Source organism: Cognatishimia sp. SS12, assembly GCF_028369055.1.
Classification (GTDB): Bacteria; Pseudomonadota; Alphaproteobacteria; order Rhodobacterales; family Rhodobacteraceae; genus Cognatishimia.
Map to the genome: position 1 here is coordinate 1 of NZ_JAQNCZ010000001.1, position 20118 is coordinate 20118.

Below are 20118 nucleotides of genomic sequence, written 5' to 3' on the forward strand. Positions count from 1 at the left end.
TTGATTTGATCCAGTAATAGACAGACACATGTGCGCAAGCAGAAATGCAATCGCACAGACTAAGTCGCCTAGCTGGGACCAAATAAGTCATACACAACAATACACAGCTTGTACTTGCGCTCAAGTAGGCCAAAGGCCGGTAGCGCACATAAGGCGCTCAAGTAGGCCAAAGGCCGGTAGCGCACACAAAGCGCTCAAGTAGCCGAATAGGCGGTAGCGCACTTAAAATGTGACTTGGACAACACCGTTGCTTAACAAAGCAACACGATCTTTAGCCGTTTATTCGGTTTGGTGATCATAGCACGAGTGAAACACCCGGTCCCATCTCGAACCCGGCCGTTAAGCACCGTTGCGCCGATGGTACTGCATCTTAAGGTGTGGGAGAGTAGGGCATCGCCAAACCTAATAAACGACTAAAGATCAAAAACATCTCTCAAAACGATCACTCAAATAATACCCCTAGCGCGGGATGGAGCAGCCCGGTAGCTCGTCAGGCTCATAACCTGAAGGTCGTAGGTTCAAATCCTACTCCCGCAACCAATATTACCAAAACATATCAATACGATCGCGCCCCGAGGGGCGCTTTTTGCGTTCGCACCCAGACACCGCTGGAAGCACTGTGGAAGCAAACGAAGCCAAATCAAATCGTGGCCACAAGGCAACATCAGCAACGTAAATAAAACTTGAAAACTAAGGCCCATTCCGGACCTTCACCTACCTGTGGGCGTGCTGCAGTGCGGCCCGCATAGCGGACATTGCCCCATGGGCGCATTATTTCGGCATGCTTGACGGCTGCATCACGGGACAAAACAGCCGCTCATCTTGGCTCCGCCATGTCTGCTCTTGTCTGGCTTGGACTTCACGCCATATGTTTTTTAACATGCGATACATAGACATCTCATTTTTCCCACCAAGAGTGTCTCGCACCCATGAGGTCTGCGGGGCAGGATCGTATGTTTTTACTTTTGCGCTGTTGGCCCACTATGGTCGGCTTGGGTTGTGGATCCGAGAAGACTGGGATGTGCGGCGGGTTAACCCTACGGGCTTTTCTGATTTTCGGACCCTGCTCATTTAACCATCTGCAATGCAAATGATCAGTTCGAAACATTGGCTCTGGCCGAAGAAGCTTTGCGATCTGGGGCCGTTTCGCTGGTGGCGATGCAGTAGAGCCAACCTTAGGGCCTGACCGAAGGGCGGCGGTTGCAGCTGGCTGCGCGGGATGGGAAATCCACGGGGCTAGCCATTATTCCCGAAGGTATGGGCAGTAATGCTGCTGAAACGCGGTGGCACGGCATGCCAGCAGCTGACGCAAGCGCCGCGCAGGACTCGACTCTGCAGCCTTGGAAGATTAATAAGAACAAATAGGGAACATTTGGTATTTGGCATGTTCGATGGGATTCAGCGTCGTGTTGTCTCGCTTTGGTTTCCTCGCCTTGCGAGTGACCGGGTTCTGCGGCTGCGCCCGGTTGAGGGACCATTTGCAGTGACGCTGAAACACCAAAATGTCAACCGGATTTACTGCCTCAATATCGCCGCGCTGAAAGCGGGTTTGCATCCGGGCATGTCTTATGCGGATGCGCGGGCCTTTTGTCCTGATCTGCAAAGCTGCGTGGCAGCGCCGGACCATGATCTTAGGTTTCTTCAAACCCTGCGCCGATGGGCAACAGGCTATTGCCCTTGGGTGGGGCTGGAGGGTGCGGATGGGCTGATATTGGATGTGACCGGATCAGCGCATTTGTTTGGTGGTGAGGCGGCCATGCTGTCTGACATACACAACCGCCTGATGCGTCGGGGGATCTCAGTGCAGATCGGTCTAGCTGATACGCGCGGGGCTGCCTGGGCCTTGGCCCATTACAACCCAGGGATTGCACCGTATGGGAGGGCTTTGGAAACGGTAAAAACCTTGCCCGTGGCGGCGCTGCGCATTGATGAAAAAATGTCCATCGCATTACAGCGCTTGGGGTTGCGCAGCATTGGCGATTTGGCCGGGGCGGAACGCGCGCCGCTGGCGCGCCGGTTTGGCCTAGAGTTGCTGCTGCGGCTTGATCAGGCGCTAGGTGCACAGCCCGAAGAGATTTCCCCGCAGGCCGAACCGCCGCATTACGCGGTGCGGATGACGTTGCCGGAACCGATTGGCCTGCTTTCGGATGTGATGGCAGGCATAGAACGTTTGCTGCATCAGCTTTGTCGCAAGCTGGAAAGACAGGAGATGGGCGCGCGCAAATTATGCGTAACTCTGCGTCGTGTCGATCAGGACCATCAACAGGTGGAATTGCGCCTTGCCCGGCCTTTGCGTGATGCCAAACGCATTTTACCCCTGTTTGAGCGCGGCCTGGCAGGGGTCGATGCCGGGTTTGGCTTTGATATGCTGCGCCTAGAGGCCACGCAGGCCGAGGCCGTAGCTGTGCAACAGATCAGCCATGTATCGGGGGCAGGCAAAGACCAGCTGGATGATCTGATAACACGCTTGGGGACACGCATTGGGTTAGAGAATATCCAGCGTTTCCTGCCTGCTGACAGCCATATCCCCGAGCGTAGTTTCACCATCGCCCCTGCGGCCTATTCCGCACCCGCCCATGGCTGGAGTGTTGTTCAGCCACGACCAATTTGCCTGTTCCCGCCAGAACCTATTGCTGGCACAGGCGCAACCCCGCCCGCGCGCTTTCGTTGGCGGCGGATGTTCCTGACCGTGGGGCGTGCGATTGGGCCAGAACGGATCGCGCCGGAATGGTGGCTTGAGGATGACAATTGGCGCTCGGGTCTGCGGGATTACTGGCGTGTTGAAACCACGCAGGGGCGCAGGCTGTGGCTGTTTTTCACGCCGCAAAATCCGGGCTGGTTTGTGCAGGGGGAGTTCGCATGAGCGACGTGAAACTCCCCCACCGTCCGGGCGAAGCCACGCGCCGCGACCCGCCGAAAGCTGCGCCGCACTCGCAGGACTATGCTGAGCTCTGCGTGACCACAAATTTTACCTTTTTAACCGGCGCATCACACCCCGAAGAACTGGTCGTGCGCGCCGCCGAGCTGGGGCTGGCTGCGCTTGCGATCACGGATCGAAACTCTCTTGCAGGCGTGGTGCGAGCCTGGTCTGCATTGAAAGAGCTGAGGCATGAAACAGAGGGTGTGGTGCATATTCGCGCACAGCAGCGCATCGACTCCTCCTCGCGCCAGCAGATCGGAAGCGGGGAGACAATTGACAAGCCATTGATCACAAAACTGCCCAAGCTCATCGTGGGCTGCCGTCTTGTAGTGCAGGACAGCCCGGTGGAGTGGACTGCGCTTCCGCGTGATCGCAGGGCCTATGAACGGCTCACACGTTTGCTGACCTTGGGAAAACGGCGGGCCGAAAAGGGAGAGTGCATTCTATATACCAAGGATCTTCTAGAAGCCTGTAAGGGTATGATTTTGATCGCTTTACCCGGACAAAACCTGCGCCGGGCCATTGCGATCATTCAAAAATTTGCCCGCCAGTTTCCGAGCCATGTCTTTCTGGGGGCTGCACCGCGCTATGATGGCAGCGACCAAGCCTATCTGACCCTCTGCGCACAGGTTGCGCTGCGTGCCTCCACCCCTATGGTCGCCGTCGGAGATGTTCTGATGCATCGCGCAGGTCGCCGGCAGTTGGCGGATGTGCTGACCTGTATGCGCGAACATATCACGATTGATCAGATCGGTACCCGTGCGCTCGCAAATGGGGAACGGCGTCTGAAGGCAGGGCAAGAAATGGCGCGGGTCTTTCGCAATCACCCTGCCGCGCTGCGCCGGACAGTGGAGATCGCGGATAAATGCAGTTTTGACCTCGCAGAGCTGTCGTATGAGTACCCCCATGAGGAAACGGAAAGTGAAACGCCACAGGCCCGACTGGAGAGGCTCGCATATGAAGGGCTGGGGCGGCGATACGGTGATAACCCGCCAGATCGCGCCTTGGAATTGATGGCTAAAGAGCTTGCTGTCGTTAAAGAGTTGAATTTTCCGGCCTATTTTCTGACCGTGCATGACATTGTGCAATTCGCCAAATCGCAAGGCATTTTATGTCAGGGGCGCGGCTCGGCGGCCAATTCGATCCTTTGTTATCTCTTGGGTATCACGGATGTCAGCCCGGACATGATTGCCATGGTGTTTGAACGCTTCGTGTCAAAATACCGAGGGGAGCCACCGGATATTGACGTAGATTTCGAACATGAGCGCCGCGAAGAGGTGATCCAGTGGATCTATGAGAAATACGGTCGCCACCGTGCCGGGCTCTGTGCGACAGTCATCCATTTCCGCACACGCGCTGCAATCCGCGAGGTCGGCAAGGTCATGGGGCTATCGCAGGATGTCACTGCAGGTCTGTCCAGTCAGATCTGGGGTATGAGCGATGGCGGCGTGGATCTGGACCGCATTCGCGAACTTGGACTTGACCCGACGGATGGTCGCTTGATGCAGACCATTCGTCTGATTGGCGAGATCATTGGCTTCCCGCGCCATCTGTCTCAGCATGTCGGCGGCTTTGTCATCACCGCGGGGCGATTGGACGAACTGGCCCCAATTGAAAACGCGGCAATGGAGGACCGCACGGTGATCTGTTGGGACAAGGATGACATTGATGCCTTGGGGATTTTAAAGATCGATGTGCTGGGACTGGGCATGCTCAGCTGTATCCGCAAATCCTTTGAGTTGCTGGAGCAGCACGATAAAATCAAGCATGACATAGCATCGGTTCCACAAGGAGATACCGACACCTATGATATGCTCTGTCGCGCCGATGCGGTTGGCGTGTTTCAGGTGGAAAGCCGGGCGCAGATGAATTTCTTGCCCCGCATGCAGCCCCGAGAGCTTTATGATCTGGTGATTGAGGTTGCCATCGTTCGACCTGGCCCCATCCAAGGGGATATGGTGCAACCCTATATTCGCCGCCGCAATGGTTCAGAAAAACCCGAACCTTTTGGTTCTGCGTTGGAGGAGGTCACACGCCGCACTCTTGGCGTGCCACTCTTTCAAGAACAGGCGTTGCAAATCGCTGTGGTGGGGGCAGGGTTCACCCCAGAAGAAGCGGACCACCTGCGCCGCTCTTTGGCCTCTTTCCGGCGCATGGGCACGATCGGAAACTACCGCGAGAAATTCATCAAAGGCATGCTCAACAATGGGTACAGCCCCGAGGTTGCCGAACGCTGCTTTGGCCAGATCGAAGGCTTTGCAGACTATGGCTTCCCTGAAAGCCACGCTGCTGCTTTTGCCATGCTGGCCTATGTGTCGGCTTGGCTGAAATGCCATCACCCCGCGATATTCGCCTGCGCTTTGCTGAACTCCCAACCCATGGGGTTTTACGCCCCGGCCCAAATCGTGCGGGATGTGCGCGAACATGGCGTGGAAATCCGCCCGATCTGCGTAAACCGTTCTGAATGGGACAACACGCTTGAACGCCGCTCTGATGGTGCCTTGGCTTTGCGGTTGGGTTTGCGTCAGATCAAGGGTTTCAAACAAGAAGATGCAGGCTGGATTGTGGCAGCGCGGGGCAATGGTTATCAGGACCCCAATGCGCTCTGGCTGCGCGCGGGCCTGAAGCCAGATGTTCTGACGCGATTGGCAGAAGCGGATGCGTTTTCTGACATGGGCCTTACCCGGCGGGACGCACTTTGGCAGGTGAAAGCGATCAAGAGTTCCAAACCTTTGCCGCTGTTCAATGATCCCATCGATGGGGAGGCGATCACAGAACCGACTGTGCCGTTACCCAATATGCATCTGGGCGAAGAGGTGGTGGAAGATTACGTCTCCACCCGTCTGAGTTTGCGCGCCCATCCCATGGAGTTGCTGCGCCCCATGCTGCCCGGCCTCGTGACACATGCGTCTTTGCAAGACGTTGCCCTTGGCCGATACAGTGTTTGCGGCCTGGTCATCACCCGCCAGCGCCCCGGTACTGCATCCGGCGTGATTTTCATGACATTGGAAGATGAAACCGGGGTCAGCAACGTGGTGGTCTGGCCCAAGGTATATGAACGTTTTCGCCGGGTTGTGATGGGCGGGCGGCTGTTGCGCGTCACGGGCTATTTGCAACGCGAAGGGATTGTCGTGCATCTCATCGCGCAAGAGGTGGTGGACCTGTCACATAAACTGTCTGAATTGGGTCATCCTCAACCCGAAGCCCTCACCACCGAGGGCCCGCGTGCTGATGATACCCCCAAAAACACCCGCTACCCCACCCGCGCAATGCATCCCCGCGATCAGGCCAAACGACTGTTTCCAAGCCGGGACTTTCATTGAGAGCTGACATTTATGAAGTGCGCAGCACCAAGCACTTTGGGCTCGAACCGACCTGCGGCGGCGCAGAAATGCTCCCTGTTCCGGGCCCCTATGAGTGTCAGCTTCCTATGTTGAAGAGTTATCGGCTCCCACCTGCTTGGACCTGTCGCGGTTTGATGCCGCTCCTTTGATAGCATTTACTGCCCCAAAGGAGACTGACTATGGGACTGAAACGAACTGACGAATTCCGCCAAGATGCTGTGCGTATTGCGCTGACCAGTGGGCTGACGCGCAAGCAGGCGGCCGATGATCTGGGCGTTGGCATGTCGACGCTGAACAAATGGATCACAGCACATCGAGACACGAACGTGGTTTCACAAGAGGATTTAGAGCTGGCCAAAGAGAATGAGCGGCTTCGACGTGAGATCCGGCTTCTCAATGACTTGCAAGGATCAGGAAACAGTCTGGGGGACTGTTTCCCCGCAGCAAGAGGGAAATCCTAAAAAAGGCCACCCAGTTCTTTGCGGGCCTAAAGCAATGAGAATTAGGTTTGTCCAAGAGCATAGGGCCCACTTCCCAACCAACCGTTTGTGCGGTGTTGTCGGCGTCAGCACACGCGGGTTACGCGCATTCCGTAACCGTCCTGCCAGCCGAAGACAGCGGTCTGACTTGGTCACGCTTGCACATATCAAAGAGCAATCCCGTCTCAGCCTTGGCAGTTATGGTCGTCCTCGCATGACTGAAGAGTTGAAAGAGATCGGTCTGGATATGGGCCACCGCCGGGTTGGCAGATTGATGCGCCCGAATGGTATATCCGTCGTCAGAACCCGTAAACACGAGGTCACCACAGACAGCGATCATAAGTTCAACATTGCGCCGAACCTGCTGATCGTGACTTCACCGCCAACGCGCCGAACCAGAAATGGGCCGCTTACCCTCAAAACAAAGGCCATGGGCGGTATGACAATCTCGTTCAAGCCGACTGTCATTGTAATTCCAGCGCTAAGACACTATATACAGGGTACAAAGTTGTGGTTTTCTTCGGCAGAGGCGTATCGCCTGCCAGAGCGGACGACGATCTTCTATCATCAAAATTCAACTGTCACGTGCCACATCAAGGCAATGACGTTTGGGAAGGGTGCCGATGTTATCGCGCGCGACTGCATCGGTCTTGCCTTAAGTACATGCAACTTTGGCGGCTGCACTTGCCCCAGCATTGCGGCCACATATGAATAGCGCGGTGCCAATCAGCACAACGTCGATACGCCTCTGACACCAAATCGTGTCAGCGTAAAAATAGTGAGGCGGCGCTTTCCCCGTCAAAGGATCAAAAATGACTTTTCCAGAATGGACCAAACCAAGCATCTACGGTGCTCTGGTCGGGGCGATTGCGATTTCTATCATCGGCTTTACCTGGGGGGGCTGGACAACAAACAGCAACGCCCAAACCATGGCAAAGGACTTTGCGACTGACGAAGTGACGTTGGCCATGGTTCCGCTCTGCCTCGGCAATTCGGCGGCAGATCCCGAACGTACTGAAAAGCTCGCAGTTCTTCAGGGTCTCACTGGCTTTGGCCGTTTGAATGCCATGATGGACACCGGCTGGGCGATCCGCCCGGGCTCAGAGGCCTCAGACCGCCGACTTGCAGGCGCTTGTCTCGCGGGGCTTGAGTTGGATGCGTCATAATTCCAACGTGTCAGTTCCTTGGTCAGATGTCGCCTGCATGAGCCATGGGTTGACGGGGCTCACATTACCTTGCCGCTTTCTCTTTGGGCCAATTTTCGCGCTGTTGGCTTTCATCTTGCCTGCGATTTCCCAGACCATGCCCGAAAACGCCCGCGAACAAAGCTATGGCGACGGCTGGGAATGCAACATCGGATATCGACGGGTTGGCGACATTTGCGCCGCGATCGTGATCCCAAAAAATGCCTATGAGACAAACCGCACCTATGGGTCCGGATGGGACTGTCACCACGGTTTTAGCAAGGTCGATGAGGCCTCCTGCGTCGCCGTCGTTGTGCCCGAAAATGGGTTTCTAGATCCTTCGGGCAAGCGCTGGCACTGTTCGCGGGGCTTTTTCAAAACCGGCGAAAGCTGCCAAGAGGTTGTCGTGCCGGACAACGGGTATCTCATAGAGACGTCCGATGGGTCGGGGTGGGAATGTGCGCGCGGATTTGAACAGGTTGAGGACAGCTGCACAGCTATTGCGGTTCCGATCAACGGATTTCTAAATGGAACGCGCTATGGTCGCCGCTGGTCATGTGAGCGCGGTTTTTTCGAGAAGGATGGCCTTTGCGCGGCCGTCGTCATCCCGGAATTCGCATTTTTTGACGATGCATCTTACGGCAAAGGGTGGAAATGCCAGCGGGGGTATCAAGCATCTGGGACACGCTGCGAGGCGATCAATATCCCTGAAAATGCCCATCTGGACAGAACTGGAAACCGCTGGGAGTGCAACCGGAATTTCCAAAAATCCAGGGGTCTGTGCGTTCTAAATAACTGAGCGCACGACGTCCAATTCCTCGCTTCAACAGTCAGGCCGGCGACAGTCTCGCCTTCAAAAGGAAATACTATGAAATCCGAAATTCACACGGTAGATACCGGCCGCCGCCCCATCAGCGGTGATCAGGCTCTCCCCAGAACCGATGCCATATCGGCACAGACCAATGCGCTCACGCAGATCCCGACGGCGGTTGTGTTCTGTGAGGGCAACTTTGCCAAAGTTGATGGCAAGACGGCCAACGGGCTTGTGCGCCATTCAGAAGCCTACAGGATCGTCTCGGTCATCGACAGCACCCACAGCGGTGAGAATAGCGGCGCGGTTCTTGATGGTGTGCGCAACACCATACCCGTTCTCAAGGACCTGGATGCCGCCGTCGCCCACGAGAGCTTCATGCCGGATACGTTTATCTATGGAATGGCCCCGTCAACTGGGCGGCTTTCGACAGCGGATCGTGATGTTGTGCTGGATGCAATCGGACGTGGTATGAACATCGTCTCTGGCCTGCATGAGTACCTGAGTGATGATGCCGAAATTGCGCAAGCCGCATTGGAAAATCAGGTCACTATTCGCGACATCCGTAAACCTAAGCTCAGCAAAGACATGCGGTTGTTCGATGGCAGCGTCGCAAATGTTGAGGCGTTGCGGATCGCTGTTCTTGGCACGGATTGCGCCATCGGAAAGCGGACGACTGCGACGGTTTTGGCCGGTGCATTGAATGCGAAAGGCATCAAGACCGTGCTGGTTGGGACCGGCCAGACGGGTTTAATGCAGGGCGCAAAATATGGCGTGGCCATGGATGCGATCCCGCCCCAATTCTGCTGCGGCGAACTTGAGGGCGCGATTGTTGCCGCCTCGGAGGCCGAGCAGCCCGATGTCATTTTAATCGAGGGCCAAGGGGCGCTCAGCCATCCCGCGTTTTGCACATCCGCCTTTATCCTGCGCGGCAGCCAACCCGACGCTGTTATCCTGCAGCACGCCCCAAAACGCGCCCATCGCTGTGATTTTCCCAATATGCCAATGCCGACGCCCGCCAGTGAGATCGCTTTGATCGAAGCGTTTTCTGACACCAAGGTCATAGGCGTTACTCTCAATCACGAAGGCATGTCCGAGGCTGAGATCACAACCACGATTGCCAGCCAAACTGAAAAGCTGCGCCTGCCAGTAACCGATGCGCTCAGCAGGCCATCGGCACGTTTGTTGGCGCTGGTTGTTGATGCTTATCCCGGTCTGCAGCAACGAACGCCCGTGGCTGCAATTTGAATAGCCCGCGCCTGGAAATTGATCTGCAAAAGATACGCCACAATACGCGGACCATTGTCGAGCGGCTGAAGCGGCGCGGCATCCGTGTGACGGCAGTGACCAAAGCTGTATGTGGTCATCCGGCTATCGCCCGGGCCATGCTCGACGGTGGCGCAGAGGGGCTGGCTGACGCACGGTTGACCAATGCAAAACGGCTCCGCCAGGCAGGAATGACGTGCTCGATCACCCTGATCAGAACGCCGATGCTCAGTCAGGTCGATGACGTGGTGCAGGTTTGCGAGACGAGTTACAACACAGAGGGAGCGGTGATCGCAGCCTTGGCCATTGCAGCGCGCCAGCAAAACACGGTTCACGGCGTTATCCTGATGGTCGAATTGGGTGATCAGCGCGAAGGGATCAGGCCACAGGACCTTGGCGCTATGGCGCAGCATGTGGTGGATTTGCCCGGTGTGGCGCTAAAAGGCATTGGGGCGAACTTTGCCTGTCTGAGCGGCATTGCTCCGACTGCGGCGAAAATGCAGGCGCTGACTGCGCTTGCCAATGACATCGAGGGCCAGTGTGGCCCATTCCTTGAAACGGTCTCTGGCGGCAATTCTGCCACCTTGCCTTGGGCACTTGAGCGACATGCCATTGGCCGGATCAACGATCTGCGCCTTGGAGAAGCGATATTGCTTGGTGTGGACCCGGTCACAGGAGATCAGATTGGCGGCCTGTTTTCAGATGCCTGCACGCTTATCGCCGAAGTCATCGAGGTAGACGTTAAGCCGATGCAACCTTCCGAAAGCCTCGCTGACCGTCCAAAGGCAACCACTCAGCCTGCGCCCGACACATTCGGAACAACGCGGCTTATTCTTGCTATCGGGCAACAAGACTCGGATATGGCCGGGCTTTCGATGCTTGTTGGCACCACACTTATCGGCGCGACAAGCGATCACCTTGTTATCGGCATGAAAAATTCAGCGCTCAGCGTTGGATCGGAAATGCGATTTCAAATGGATTATGGGGCTTTGATGCGCGCCACGGCCGCCCCGGATATTCAGATACATTTACGCAATGACCGACCTGCGCAAAACGCACCTGGTGCCGGTGGCCCAGGCACACGCCTGGCATCGGTTTGAGCGCGCTGAATTACGCGCGCCCCAGATGAAACCAGAAGGAGAAACTCAAATGGCAAAGCTCACAAAATCAAGCCTGTTCAAAACGCAAATTCCCAAGGCGGAAACGGCGATGGATAAGACAACCCGGATCGTACGAAAAATGGTCGAAGAAGAGGCCCAGCAACGGCAAGCCAAAATCGACCGTTTGCGGATTGCGCGCCTCGAACGCGAAGCCAACACCCCGGCAAAGCCGACCCGATAAAGCAAATTCGTCTATCAAACGCGCGCTTGGCAATACCCTCCTAATGCATGTTCCCAGCTAACTTGGGCGCGCGATATCACGCGCAAAGGATCCACCATGCCGCGCGCAGACGAGAGCGCCACAAAAGTTCGCTATATCTGTCAGACATATACGGCATGACGGAGCACGCTCACCAAATATGGTTAGGTCATCAGTCCCCCCCCCCTTATTTCAATGTCCATCGCTGCGGGGCGTTGAAGACGGAAGGCCGAGCTAAAGCCTCTACACCTCCAAGAGCATCGCACACTGCCTAAATTCTAGGCAATGGGTCGCCCATCGCGGGGGGAGCAGACGTTCTGGCGGCAGGCAGAGGTGCCGTGTTGATTCAGCCCTTGAGGCAGGCGGGAGGTTTGGGTCAATTTGGGCAGTATGACTGCAGCACCACAGAACACGTTTGATGCCAAGCTGACCAAGCTTATCGGCCAGATCTATCCCGACATCGATGCCGCCCAACTCAAGCAGATGATTGTGGAGGCCTTTTGGCCCGGCGAGTCTGCGCCGCGCAAACGGGCACGGCGGCCGGGCAACAATCAGTGGAGCGAGCAAGACGCGCTGCTGATCACTTATGGCCATTCCATTCAGGACGGCGAGCATAAGCCGCTGGACCTCTTGCATGATTTCCTATTGCGCCGCCTCAAGGGCGTGCTGAACAGCGTGCATATCCTGCCGTTTTTTCCGTTCACCTCGGACGATGGCTTTGCTGTCACCGATTTTTACGCGGTGAACGCACAGCTGGGCGATTGGCCGGACATCAACCGTATTGCTGATGGTTTTCAGCTGATGTCGGATCTGGTGCTGAACCATGTCTCAAGCCAGGGGGCGTGGTTCAACGCCTATCTGCAGGATCAGCCGCCTTATAACCAGTTTTTCTTTGAGGCCTCGCCCGAGGATGATCTGAGTGACGTGGTGCGGCCCAGAACGACCCCTTTGTTGCAACAGGTCGAGACGATTAATGGGCCGCGGCATGTCTGGTGTACGTTCAGCCATGATCAGGTGGATCTTGATTTTCGCAACCCCGAAGTGTTGCTGGAGTTTCTGCGGATCATCCGCCTGCATGTCGACAACGGCGTGCGCATCATCCGGCTAGATGCGGTCGCGTTTCTGTGGAAAGAGGCCGGCACGCCCTCCATCCACATGCCGCAGACCCATGCGGTGGTGAAGCTGATGCGACTGCTGTGTGATTTCGCTTCGGAAAAGATCATTCTGCTGACGGAAACCAATGTGCCGAAAGCCGAGAATATGAGCTATTTCGGCGATCGTGACGAAGCGCATATGATCTATAATTTCCCGCTGCCGCCGTTGATCTTGCATGCGGTGCAGTCAGGCTCTGCCGAGCGGCTGCGCAAATGGCAAAGCGGCATGCCGCCGGCCCCGATGGGCTGCGCCTATTTGAATTTCACCGCCAGCCATGATGGCATTGGCATGCGCCCGGTTGAGGGGATTTTGCCCGCCGAGGAACAGGCCAAGATGATTGATACCATTGAGAAGGTGGGCGGGCTGGTGTCCATGCGCGCGCTGCCAGATGGCGGCGAAGCGCCCTATGAGATCAACACAACCTTCTACGAGGCCACCCGCCGCACCTTTGCCGGTGAGGATGCGCATCACTTTGAAAGGTTTCTCTGCGCGCAGACCATCCCTATGTCGCTGGAAGGGATCCCGGCCTTTTACATCCATTCGCTGCTGGCGACACCAAATGACCTGGATCAAGTGCAGCGGCGCGGGATGAACCGGGCGATCAACCGGCACAATTGGCATTACCCGGATTTGAACGCGCTGCTGGATGATCCGGACACACCGCAGGCGCGGGTGCTGGGCGCGCTTTCAGAACGTCTGCGCATTCGCAATCAGCAACCGGCGTTTCACCCGAATGCGACGCAGTTTACCCTGCCGCTGGAGGACAGTGTCTTTGGCGTCTGGCGGCAAAGTCTGGATCGGCATCAGTCGGTCTTTGCGTTGCACAATGTCAGCGCCGAAACGGTTGAGCTTTCGCATCTGTCGATGAACCTGATCGAAGATGAAATCTGGGTTGATTTGCTGAGTGGCGAGCCCGTGGATATGTCCAAGGGCACGCTCACTTTGGCACCGTATCAATGCCGCTGGATCACCAATCGCGGCTGAAGCTTAGAAGTCCGCCTCATCTGCGTGCGCTGCAGCCGTCAGATCCGCCAGGAAGGTCGGATCCGCGGAATGGACGCGGTTCCAGGTGGTGATAAAGGGGGTTTCATAGGGGTTGTCCAGAAACACCTGACCGGCGCGCATGATGCTTTCGGCGAAAAGCTCAATGGCTTGTTCTTCTTTGTGGCGATCCAGTTCAAGCCCGTTCAGGCGGGCGTCGTTGTAGTAGGCTTCCAAGAGGTCGAGTGCGCTGCGATAATAAGTGGCTTTCAAGGTGCGCAGGACATTGGGCGTAAAGACGGTGCCATCCGCTGCGAGTTTGCGGAAGATGGCTTTGCAGATGTCGGCGGACATCCGGTTGAGGCCCTTGGTGGCCTCTTCCGGCGACAGTTCCTGATGTTTGTGGTCATAGGCATCTGCGATATCCACCTGACAGACCGCCTTGGGGGCCAGATTGCGCCAGGCTTCAGACAGCACGCCGATTTCAAGGCCCCAGTCAGAGGGGATGCGCAGATCTGGCAGGATCGCGGTGCGCATGGCAAATTCGCCTGACAGCGGATAGCGGAAGCTGCGCAGATAATCGATATAGTCCCGATCGCCAATGACCCGCTTAAGCGCGATCAAAAGCGGGCTAACAAGCAGCCGCGTGACCCGCCCGTTCAGCCCGCCGCCGCCGATGCGCGGGTAATAACCTTTGGCCACCTGATAGGGGAAGGTCGGGTTCACAACCGGATAGACCAGCCGCGCCAGCAGCTCTTTGTTATAGGTGAGAATGTCGCAATCGTGGATCGCCATCACGGCGCTATCCGCGCAGCCGATCAGATAGCCCATCGAGGACCAGACATTTTTGCCTTTGCCCTTTTCGGCAGGCGCAAGGCCAAGCGCCTCTAGCCGCGCGCCAAGTTCCAGCATGCGCGGGCTGTCGTTCCAGATGACAATATGGTTTTGGTTGAGGCCCTTGAAGAACTCCTTGGCCTTGCGAAATTGCGCCTCATCCGCGGCGTCCAGACCGATGATGATCCGATGCAGGTATTTGACTTGCGCCAGCTCTGCCAAGATATTTGGCATGGCTTCGCCTTCGAGCTCGGAATAGAGGCAAGGCAGGATCAGTGAAATCTTGCGGCTGTCGCCAAAGGTCGTGAGCTCATGCTCCAGCTCGTCAAGGGACCGTGTGCGCAGATTGTGCAGAGTTGCGATATTCCCGTTTTGGTGAAAATCGGCCATAGTCCTTAAGTCCTCTTGATATTTAAGTCTTTGAGCTGCGCCAATACGGCAGCGTTCCAGCCGGTGGGTCCGGCAGCCTGCGTGCGCAGGATATGCCCCGCTTCTTCGCCGCGCAATTTTGGCAGGGGCGTGGCGTGCGGATTATGCACCACAACGGCGCGATCCGCGCTTTCTAGCATTTTGATGTCATTGGGGGCGTCGCCCAACGCCAAAGTATGCTGCGCCCCAAATTTCCGCGTGAGTTCGTGCACGCGATCGGCCTTGTTGCCACCAAAGGACAGCGTCACGAAACGTCCGCCTTTTTGGCCGATGATGCCGACCTCGGCCAGATGTGCAAGAAAGTCCTCTAGCGCAGCCTCCGTGCCGGACCAGGTGCCGGGTTCGGAGAAAGCGCGTTGTTTGGCGCGCGCGGCTTGGGCAGGCGGCAATCCGGTGCGTTCTGATAGCGCTGCGACGCTCTGGTCGCCAAACCCGCAGAATTTCGATCGCAGCGCGCGCGGCAAAGCATCAAGTTCAGTGCGCAGCGTGTCATATGTTGCGTCTGCGGCCACCGAATGTGTCCCGGCTGGCAAAATCCCGGCACCGTTTTCAACAATCGCTGGCCAGTCGTCAAACCCAATCGCGGCACGAATGTCGCAAATTTCGGGTGCGGTTTTGCTGCTTGCGAGGACCAATCCGGCCCCAACGTCGCGCAAGGCCCCAAGCGCCTCTGTTGCAGCGTTCCATTGGTAAGTCTCATGATCCAGCAACGTTCCATCCAGATCAGAAAAAACCAGCAGAGGAACCTTGTGCGTCATGTGTGGAAACTTAGGTGCGTCGGTTCTGAAGGGCAACCCAATGCCGCAACCGCAGCAGATTTGACCGCTTTTCAGGGATACCCCTTGAGGAATTGACCAAAAATTAGGCACGTGTCGGTTTCTTAATCGCGGTGGTTTGGGTGTCAAAATCCTGTCCAACCGTCGGCTGTTGCGCTAAACCAGAGGGGGCATGACGCAGGTTATCATCCATATAGGCACGCAGAAGACCGGGTCGACAGCGATTCAATCGGCTTTGTTTTCCAATGCAGAGGCGCTTGAGCCGCTGGGCTATCACTTTGTGAAAGCCGGGCGGCGCAGGGCGGCGCATAATCATATTGCTGTCAGCAGTCGCGGTCCTGAAATTGGTGCGCTTCTGGATGAGGTGGTCGCCGAAATTGACGCGGCCCCGGACAAGATTCACATTCTTTCCAGTGAAATGTTCTTTCGCACCAGTATCGCCGAAACGCTGGCCGCTGCTTTTCCTGACCGGCTGAAAGACAACATTAAGTTCATCGCTTATGTCCGGCGTCAGGATAAATTTCTGGAAGCGATGTACAAACAGCTGCTGAAAAACGGGCGGTTCCGCGGCACCCCGGCCGAATTTGTCGAGAAAAAACAGCACAGCGCCGCCTACACGCAGGTTCTTGATGTGTTTGCGCGGCATTTCGGCCAAGCGGCGTTATCGGTCAAACCCTTTGAACGGCGGCTGTTTGACGGCGGTGATGTCGTGCGCGATTTTCTAAAGGAATTGGGCGTGCCCGAAGCGGCCAGCGCCAGTTGGAGCTATGCGCATTCCAATGTCACCCTCTCGCGCGAAGCCTCGCAAATTCTGGGGCAGATGAGCCGAAACACCGACATCAATACGCGGCAGCTGATCCGCTTTCTGGCGCGCAAGCGTCCGGAGGGGGCGGTGCGGACCGGCGATTGTTTTCAACCTTCAGAGCGGCGCGCATTGATGCGGCTGTACCGCGAAGACAACGCGCAGCTGAAATCCAAATATTGCCCGCAGTTTGACCCGATGTTTGATGAAAGCGATATCGCGCCCGGCGTCCCAGATGAGGCCCCAAGCCGCGAAGAAACAGCGGCCCGCCGCGAGGCGGCCCTGCGGGCGGTCATGCGCGCTTTGGGCAAAACCCATACCAGCACAGTGCGCTAGTCGAGCGTCTGGATTTCAGGTGCAAGTTGATCACGCCCAGCAATTTTTCGCGTGGCTTCTGGTCAAAGCGTCCCGCGCAAGCTAAGGCTAGGGCAGTTTAGCAATTCACCTGGCAGAGAGGCTTCCATGGCAGACGGAACATTTGCAGCGCTACTCGTATTGGGTGGCCTTCTGGACATGAGCGCAAACCACTGCGGCACGGAAAATGGCTGTTTGGGGCGCAGCGACGTCACACCACGCTTTGCCATTTCTGCCGGCGAAGTGCTTGAGCGGCAGGCCATGCCCGCCGCAGAGCTTTACGTGCGCTACGATCTGGGGCATCGCAACGGGCCATTTGGCCATGCGGTTGGCTTTTCTATCGGCGAAAACGGCGAGCTATGGCTCGGTGCCGGTCAGACCTGGAAAATGGATCTGGGCCGCAACAGCCCGTTTTACACCGAATTGCACGCAATGGTGGGCCTTTATGAGCCAAACGGCGGCTTTGACCTTGGCGGACCAATTGAATTCCGCTCGGGCATCGAGGTGGGTTATGAGAACCAAGCAGGCTGGCGCTATTCAATCAGCTATGATCACCGCTCCAACCTGGAAATCTACAGCAATAACCCCGGCATCGAAACGGTGCAGGCGCGTGTGAGCATCCCGCTTAAGTAAAAATCAGCGCTGCCGCCGCATCAGATAGATATCCATGATCCAGCCGTTCGCCTCGCGGGCGGCTTTTCTTTGGGTGACGATGTCTTGGGCCACCTCAGCCAGTGGGCCCGCAACCAGAATTTGCTGCGGCATGCCCACATAGCCGCCCCACCAGATGTCGATGCCTTCGGGGGCAAGGGTCTGAAAGGCGCAAGCGCCATCCAGCATCACGGCAACGGTATCGGCTCCGTCGGGCCAGCCGTGATCGCGCAGCTGCCGCCCGGTGGTGATGATCACCGGCGCGCCCAGTTCATTTAGCGGGATAGCATGGGCTGCGGTCAGCATCTGCAGAGAGGTGATGCCCGGCACCACATCAACGTCTGTCTGCAAGCCATGCGCCGCCAGCCGCGCCGCAATCCGCAACGTGCTGTCATAAAGCGAGGGATCCCCCCAGACCATCAGCGCGACATGGCTGTTGTCGCCGCCATGGGTCTTGATCAGATCGGCCCAGATTGTGGCCAGCGCATCATGCCACTGATTGACGCCGTCCAGATATTTGGGCGCATCCGCATCGCGCACCGGATAGTCAAATTCCGCCACCTTTGGCGCGGCACGCAGCTGGTCGCGCAGCATCGTGCGGCGCAGCTCGGCCAGTGCGGATTTCTCCGCGCCCTTGCGCGGCAGCAGGATCAGATCAGCGGCCCCCAGCGTTTTAATCGCCTGCAGTGTCAGATGATCCGGGTTGCCAGAACCGATGCCCACAAGCGACAGGCGCATGCTCAACTCTCCGCCAATTCGCCGAAAAGGATCAGGCCGGGCGCGCTGCTGATTTCGCTCTTTAGCGTTTCCGCCAGCTCGGCCATGGTGGTCCGCGTCAGGCTTTGGTCGGCATGGCTGACGTTTTCGGCCAGCAGGGCCGGGCAGTCGCGACGCAGCCCGCTGGCAAAGAGTTTCTCGGCCAGCTCGGGAAAGGTGCGTTTGGGCATGAACAATACCGTGGTGGCCCCCGGATCGGCCAGTGCTTGCAAATTGAGATCACCAGGCAGGGCCCCGGCCACGTCGTGACCCGTCACAAATTGCACCCGCCGCGCCACCAGCCGCCGCGTCAGCGGGATCCCCGCCGCCGCAGCCGCCGCGCAGGCCGAAGTGACGCCTGGGATGATCTCGAACCCGACGCTCGCCGCTTTGAGCGCGGTCAACTCTTCTTCGAGGCGGCCAAAAATGCCGCTATCGCCGGATTTCAACCGCACCACATGCGCCCCGTCCTTGGCATAATCCACCAACAACTGGCTGACATGATCCTGTTTTGGCGAGGGGCGGCCCGCGCGTTTGCCCACACCAACAAGGTCGGCATCGGGTTTGGCATGTTCCAAAATCGCCCCCGCGCTCAGGTCGTCAAACAGGATGGCATCGGCCTTTTGCAGCCGATCCACCGCCTTGACGGTCAAAAGCTCGGGGTCGCCGGGACCGGAACTGACAAAGCTGACAAAGCCGCTCATGATGTTGCCTCAGAAATCAGGTGGAAAAACGTGCCGGTGACATGGCCGCGATGAGAACCGGTTTCAGGCACCGGGTTGCCATCCGCGTCGCCGACCTGCGCCAAGGGCGCATCTGGTTCTTCCAGAATGGTGGAATAGTGAAACTCATGCCCGCGCAGGCGCGCGACTGCGGCGTGGCCGGGCAGGGGCGCGTTGAGCACGGCCTGCCTATACCCGAGATGGAATTTGCGCTTTTCATAAGATGTGACAAGGCCGAGCAGGCCAAGCATCTCATGCCGGGTGCCGCTTTTGTCGATCAGCGCGCTGCCAAGCGCCATATAGCCCCCGCATTCGCCGTGCACGGGTTTGCTGGCCGCATGGCGGTGCATACCCGCCCGAAAGCCTTGCGCTGCCGCCAATGTACCCGCGTGCAGCTCGGGATAGCCGCCGGGCAGCCAGACCAGATCCGCCGTGGCATCCGGCGCCTCGTCTGCGAGCGGGGAAAACGGCAGAATTTCTGCGCCATGGGCCCGCCAGCCTTCCACAAGATGCGGGTAGGTAAAGCTAAAGGCGGCGTCCTGCGCCAAGGCGATGCGTTGCGCGGGCGGTTTGGGCAGTTGGCCCGCCGGGGCCGGGCGCGACGCAGCGGCTGCCTTGATGGCGGCCAGATCGACGTTCTCGCGCAGGAAGTCGGCATAGCCCTGAATGGCGGCCTCGAGGTCAGGGTGCTCCACAGCTTGGATGAGGCCCAGGTGCCGCTCGGGCAGGGCAAGGTCGCCGCGCCGCGGCAGCACGCCCAGGACATTCATGCCGGCCCTGTCCATGCCCAGACGGGCCAACCGTTCGTGCCGGGGGCTGGCGCAGCGGTTCAGGATCACCCCGGCAAACGGCAGATCTGGATTGTATGCGCGAAAGCCAAGCGCCGTGGCCGCCGCAGATTGCGCCTGCCCACCGATATCGAGCACCAGAACAACGGGCCACCCCATGGCCTGCGCGGTTTCGGCGGAGGAACCAAAACCGCATTCCCCGCCTGTGGCCACACCGTCAAACAGCCCCATGGAGCCTTCGGCCACGACGATATCCGCGCCCTGCGCCTCAGCGCTGATGCCGCCGATCAGACCCTCGGGCATCGCCCAGGTATCAAGGTTGAACGAAGGTCGCCCCGCAGCGGCGCGATGAAAGGCCGGGTCAATGTAGTCCGGGCCGGACTTAAACGGTTGGACCTTCAGCCCATCATCTGCCAGCGCGCGCAGCAGCCCCAGCATCACCGTGGTTTTGCCGGTGCCCGAGGAAGGGGCAGAGATCAGCAGCCCGGGGGGCATATCATGCAGCAT

The 20118-nt window shown here is 57.8% G+C and carries 15 protein-coding genes, 1 tRNA gene, 1 rRNA gene and 1 pseudogene; 13 read left to right on the forward strand and 5 right to left on the reverse strand.

Annotated elements, in window-relative coordinates:
- The first annotated feature begins 287 nt into the window (after positions 1-287).
- The 11 genes and pseudogenes from rrf (at position 288) to N6L24_RS00060 (ending at position 13502) form a co-directional block, all read left to right on the forward strand.
- Positions 288-402, forward strand: a 5S ribosomal RNA gene (rrf, locus tag N6L24_RS00005).
- 61 nt (positions 403-463) lie between these two features.
- Positions 464-540, forward strand: a tRNA-Met gene (locus tag N6L24_RS00010).
- A gap of 844 nt (positions 541-1384) precedes the next feature.
- Positions 1385-2863 (forward strand): Y-family DNA polymerase, encoded by a 1479-nt coding sequence (locus tag N6L24_RS00020; protein ID WP_271842592.1) that lies wholly within the window; start codon positions 1385-1387, stop codon positions 2861-2863.
- On the forward strand, positions 2860-6243 hold the full coding sequence (locus N6L24_RS00025; RefSeq protein ID WP_271842593.1) for an error-prone DNA polymerase: 3384 nt from the start codon (positions 2860-2862) through the stop codon (positions 6241-6243). The genes N6L24_RS00020 and N6L24_RS00025 overlap by 4 nt, the downstream gene beginning before the upstream one ends.
- A 200-nt stretch (positions 6244-6443) precedes the next feature.
- A pseudogene (locus N6L24_RS00030) lies at positions 6444-7151 on the forward strand (IS3 family transposase); the annotation flags it as partial.
- A 404-nt stretch (positions 7152-7555) separates the two neighbouring features.
- Positions 7556-7909: a hypothetical protein gene (locus N6L24_RS00035; protein WP_271842594.1), complete on the forward strand. Its 354-nt coding sequence runs from the start codon at positions 7556-7558 to the stop codon at positions 7907-7909.
- 37 nt (positions 7910-7946) lie between these two features.
- The gene (locus N6L24_RS00040; protein ID WP_271842595.1) at positions 7947-8726 is read left to right on the forward strand and encodes a hypothetical protein; all 780 of its coding nucleotides are present in this window, start codon (positions 7947-7949) and stop codon (positions 8724-8726) included.
- Positions 8727-8795: 69 nt separating this feature from the next.
- Positions 8796-9986, forward strand: coding sequence for a DUF1611 domain-containing protein (locus tag N6L24_RS00045; protein ID WP_271842596.1), 1191 nt, complete (start codon positions 8796-8798; stop codon positions 9984-9986).
- Positions 9983-11104 (forward strand): alanine/ornithine racemase family PLP-dependent enzyme, encoded by a 1122-nt coding sequence (locus tag N6L24_RS00050; protein WP_271842597.1) that lies wholly within the window; start codon positions 9983-9985, stop codon positions 11102-11104. Before N6L24_RS00045 ends, N6L24_RS00050 begins: the two co-directional genes overlap by 4 nt.
- A gap of 49 nt (positions 11105-11153) precedes the next feature.
- Positions 11154-11345 (forward strand): hypothetical protein, encoded by a 192-nt coding sequence (locus N6L24_RS00055; RefSeq protein WP_271842598.1) that lies wholly within the window; start codon positions 11154-11156, stop codon positions 11343-11345.
- A 408-nt stretch (positions 11346-11753) separates the two neighbouring features.
- The gene (locus tag N6L24_RS00060) at positions 11754-13502 is read left to right on the forward strand and encodes an alpha-amylase family glycosyl hydrolase (RefSeq protein WP_271842599.1); all 1749 of its coding nucleotides are present in this window, start codon (positions 11754-11756) and stop codon (positions 13500-13502) included.
- A gap of 3 nt (positions 13503-13505) precedes the next feature.
- Here N6L24_RS00060 and N6L24_RS00065 read toward each other — a convergent pair whose 3' ends face one another.
- Both N6L24_RS00065 and N6L24_RS00070 read right to left on the reverse strand, forming a co-directional pair.
- Complete coding sequence (locus N6L24_RS00065) at positions 13506-14723, reverse strand: glycosyl transferase (RefSeq protein WP_271842600.1); 1218 nt, start codon at positions 14721-14723, stop codon at positions 13506-13508.
- Positions 14724-14728: 5 nt separating this feature from the next.
- On the reverse strand, positions 14729-15520 hold the full coding sequence (locus tag N6L24_RS00070; RefSeq protein ID WP_271842601.1) for an HAD-IIB family hydrolase: 792 nt from the start codon (positions 15518-15520) through the stop codon (positions 14729-14731).
- 190 nt (positions 15521-15710) lie between these two features.
- Here N6L24_RS00070 and N6L24_RS00075 point away from each other — a divergent pair, with 190 nt between their 5' ends.
- Positions 15711-16676, forward strand: a complete 966-nt coding sequence (locus N6L24_RS00075) for a hypothetical protein (RefSeq protein WP_271842602.1) — start codon at positions 15711-15713, stop codon at positions 16674-16676.
- 126 nt (positions 16677-16802) lie between these two features.
- On the forward strand, positions 16803-17327 hold the full coding sequence (locus N6L24_RS00080) for an acyloxyacyl hydrolase (protein WP_271842603.1): 525 nt from the start codon (positions 16803-16805) through the stop codon (positions 17325-17327).
- Between the two features lie 3 nt (positions 17328-17330).
- Here N6L24_RS00080 and cobF read toward each other — a convergent pair whose 3' ends face one another.
- From cobF to N6L24_RS00095, 3 genes are read right to left on the reverse strand one after another with little or no spacing between them, the layout of a single operon-like run.
- On the reverse strand, positions 17331-18083 hold the full coding sequence (cobF, locus tag N6L24_RS00085) for a precorrin-6A synthase (deacetylating) (RefSeq protein WP_271842604.1): 753 nt from the start codon (positions 18081-18083) through the stop codon (positions 17331-17333).
- Positions 18084-18085: 2 nt separating this feature from the next.
- A complete protein-coding gene (gene cobA, locus N6L24_RS00090; protein ID WP_271842605.1) occupies positions 18086-18805 on the reverse strand; it encodes a uroporphyrinogen-III C-methyltransferase in 720 nt (239 codons plus the stop codon).
- Positions 18802-20118 carry a cobyrinate a,c-diamide synthase gene (locus tag N6L24_RS00095; RefSeq protein WP_271842606.1) on the reverse strand — a complete coding sequence of 439 codons (1317 nt, stop codon included), beginning with the start codon at positions 20116-20118 and terminating at the stop codon, positions 18802-18804. Before N6L24_RS00095 ends, cobA begins: the two co-directional genes overlap by 4 nt.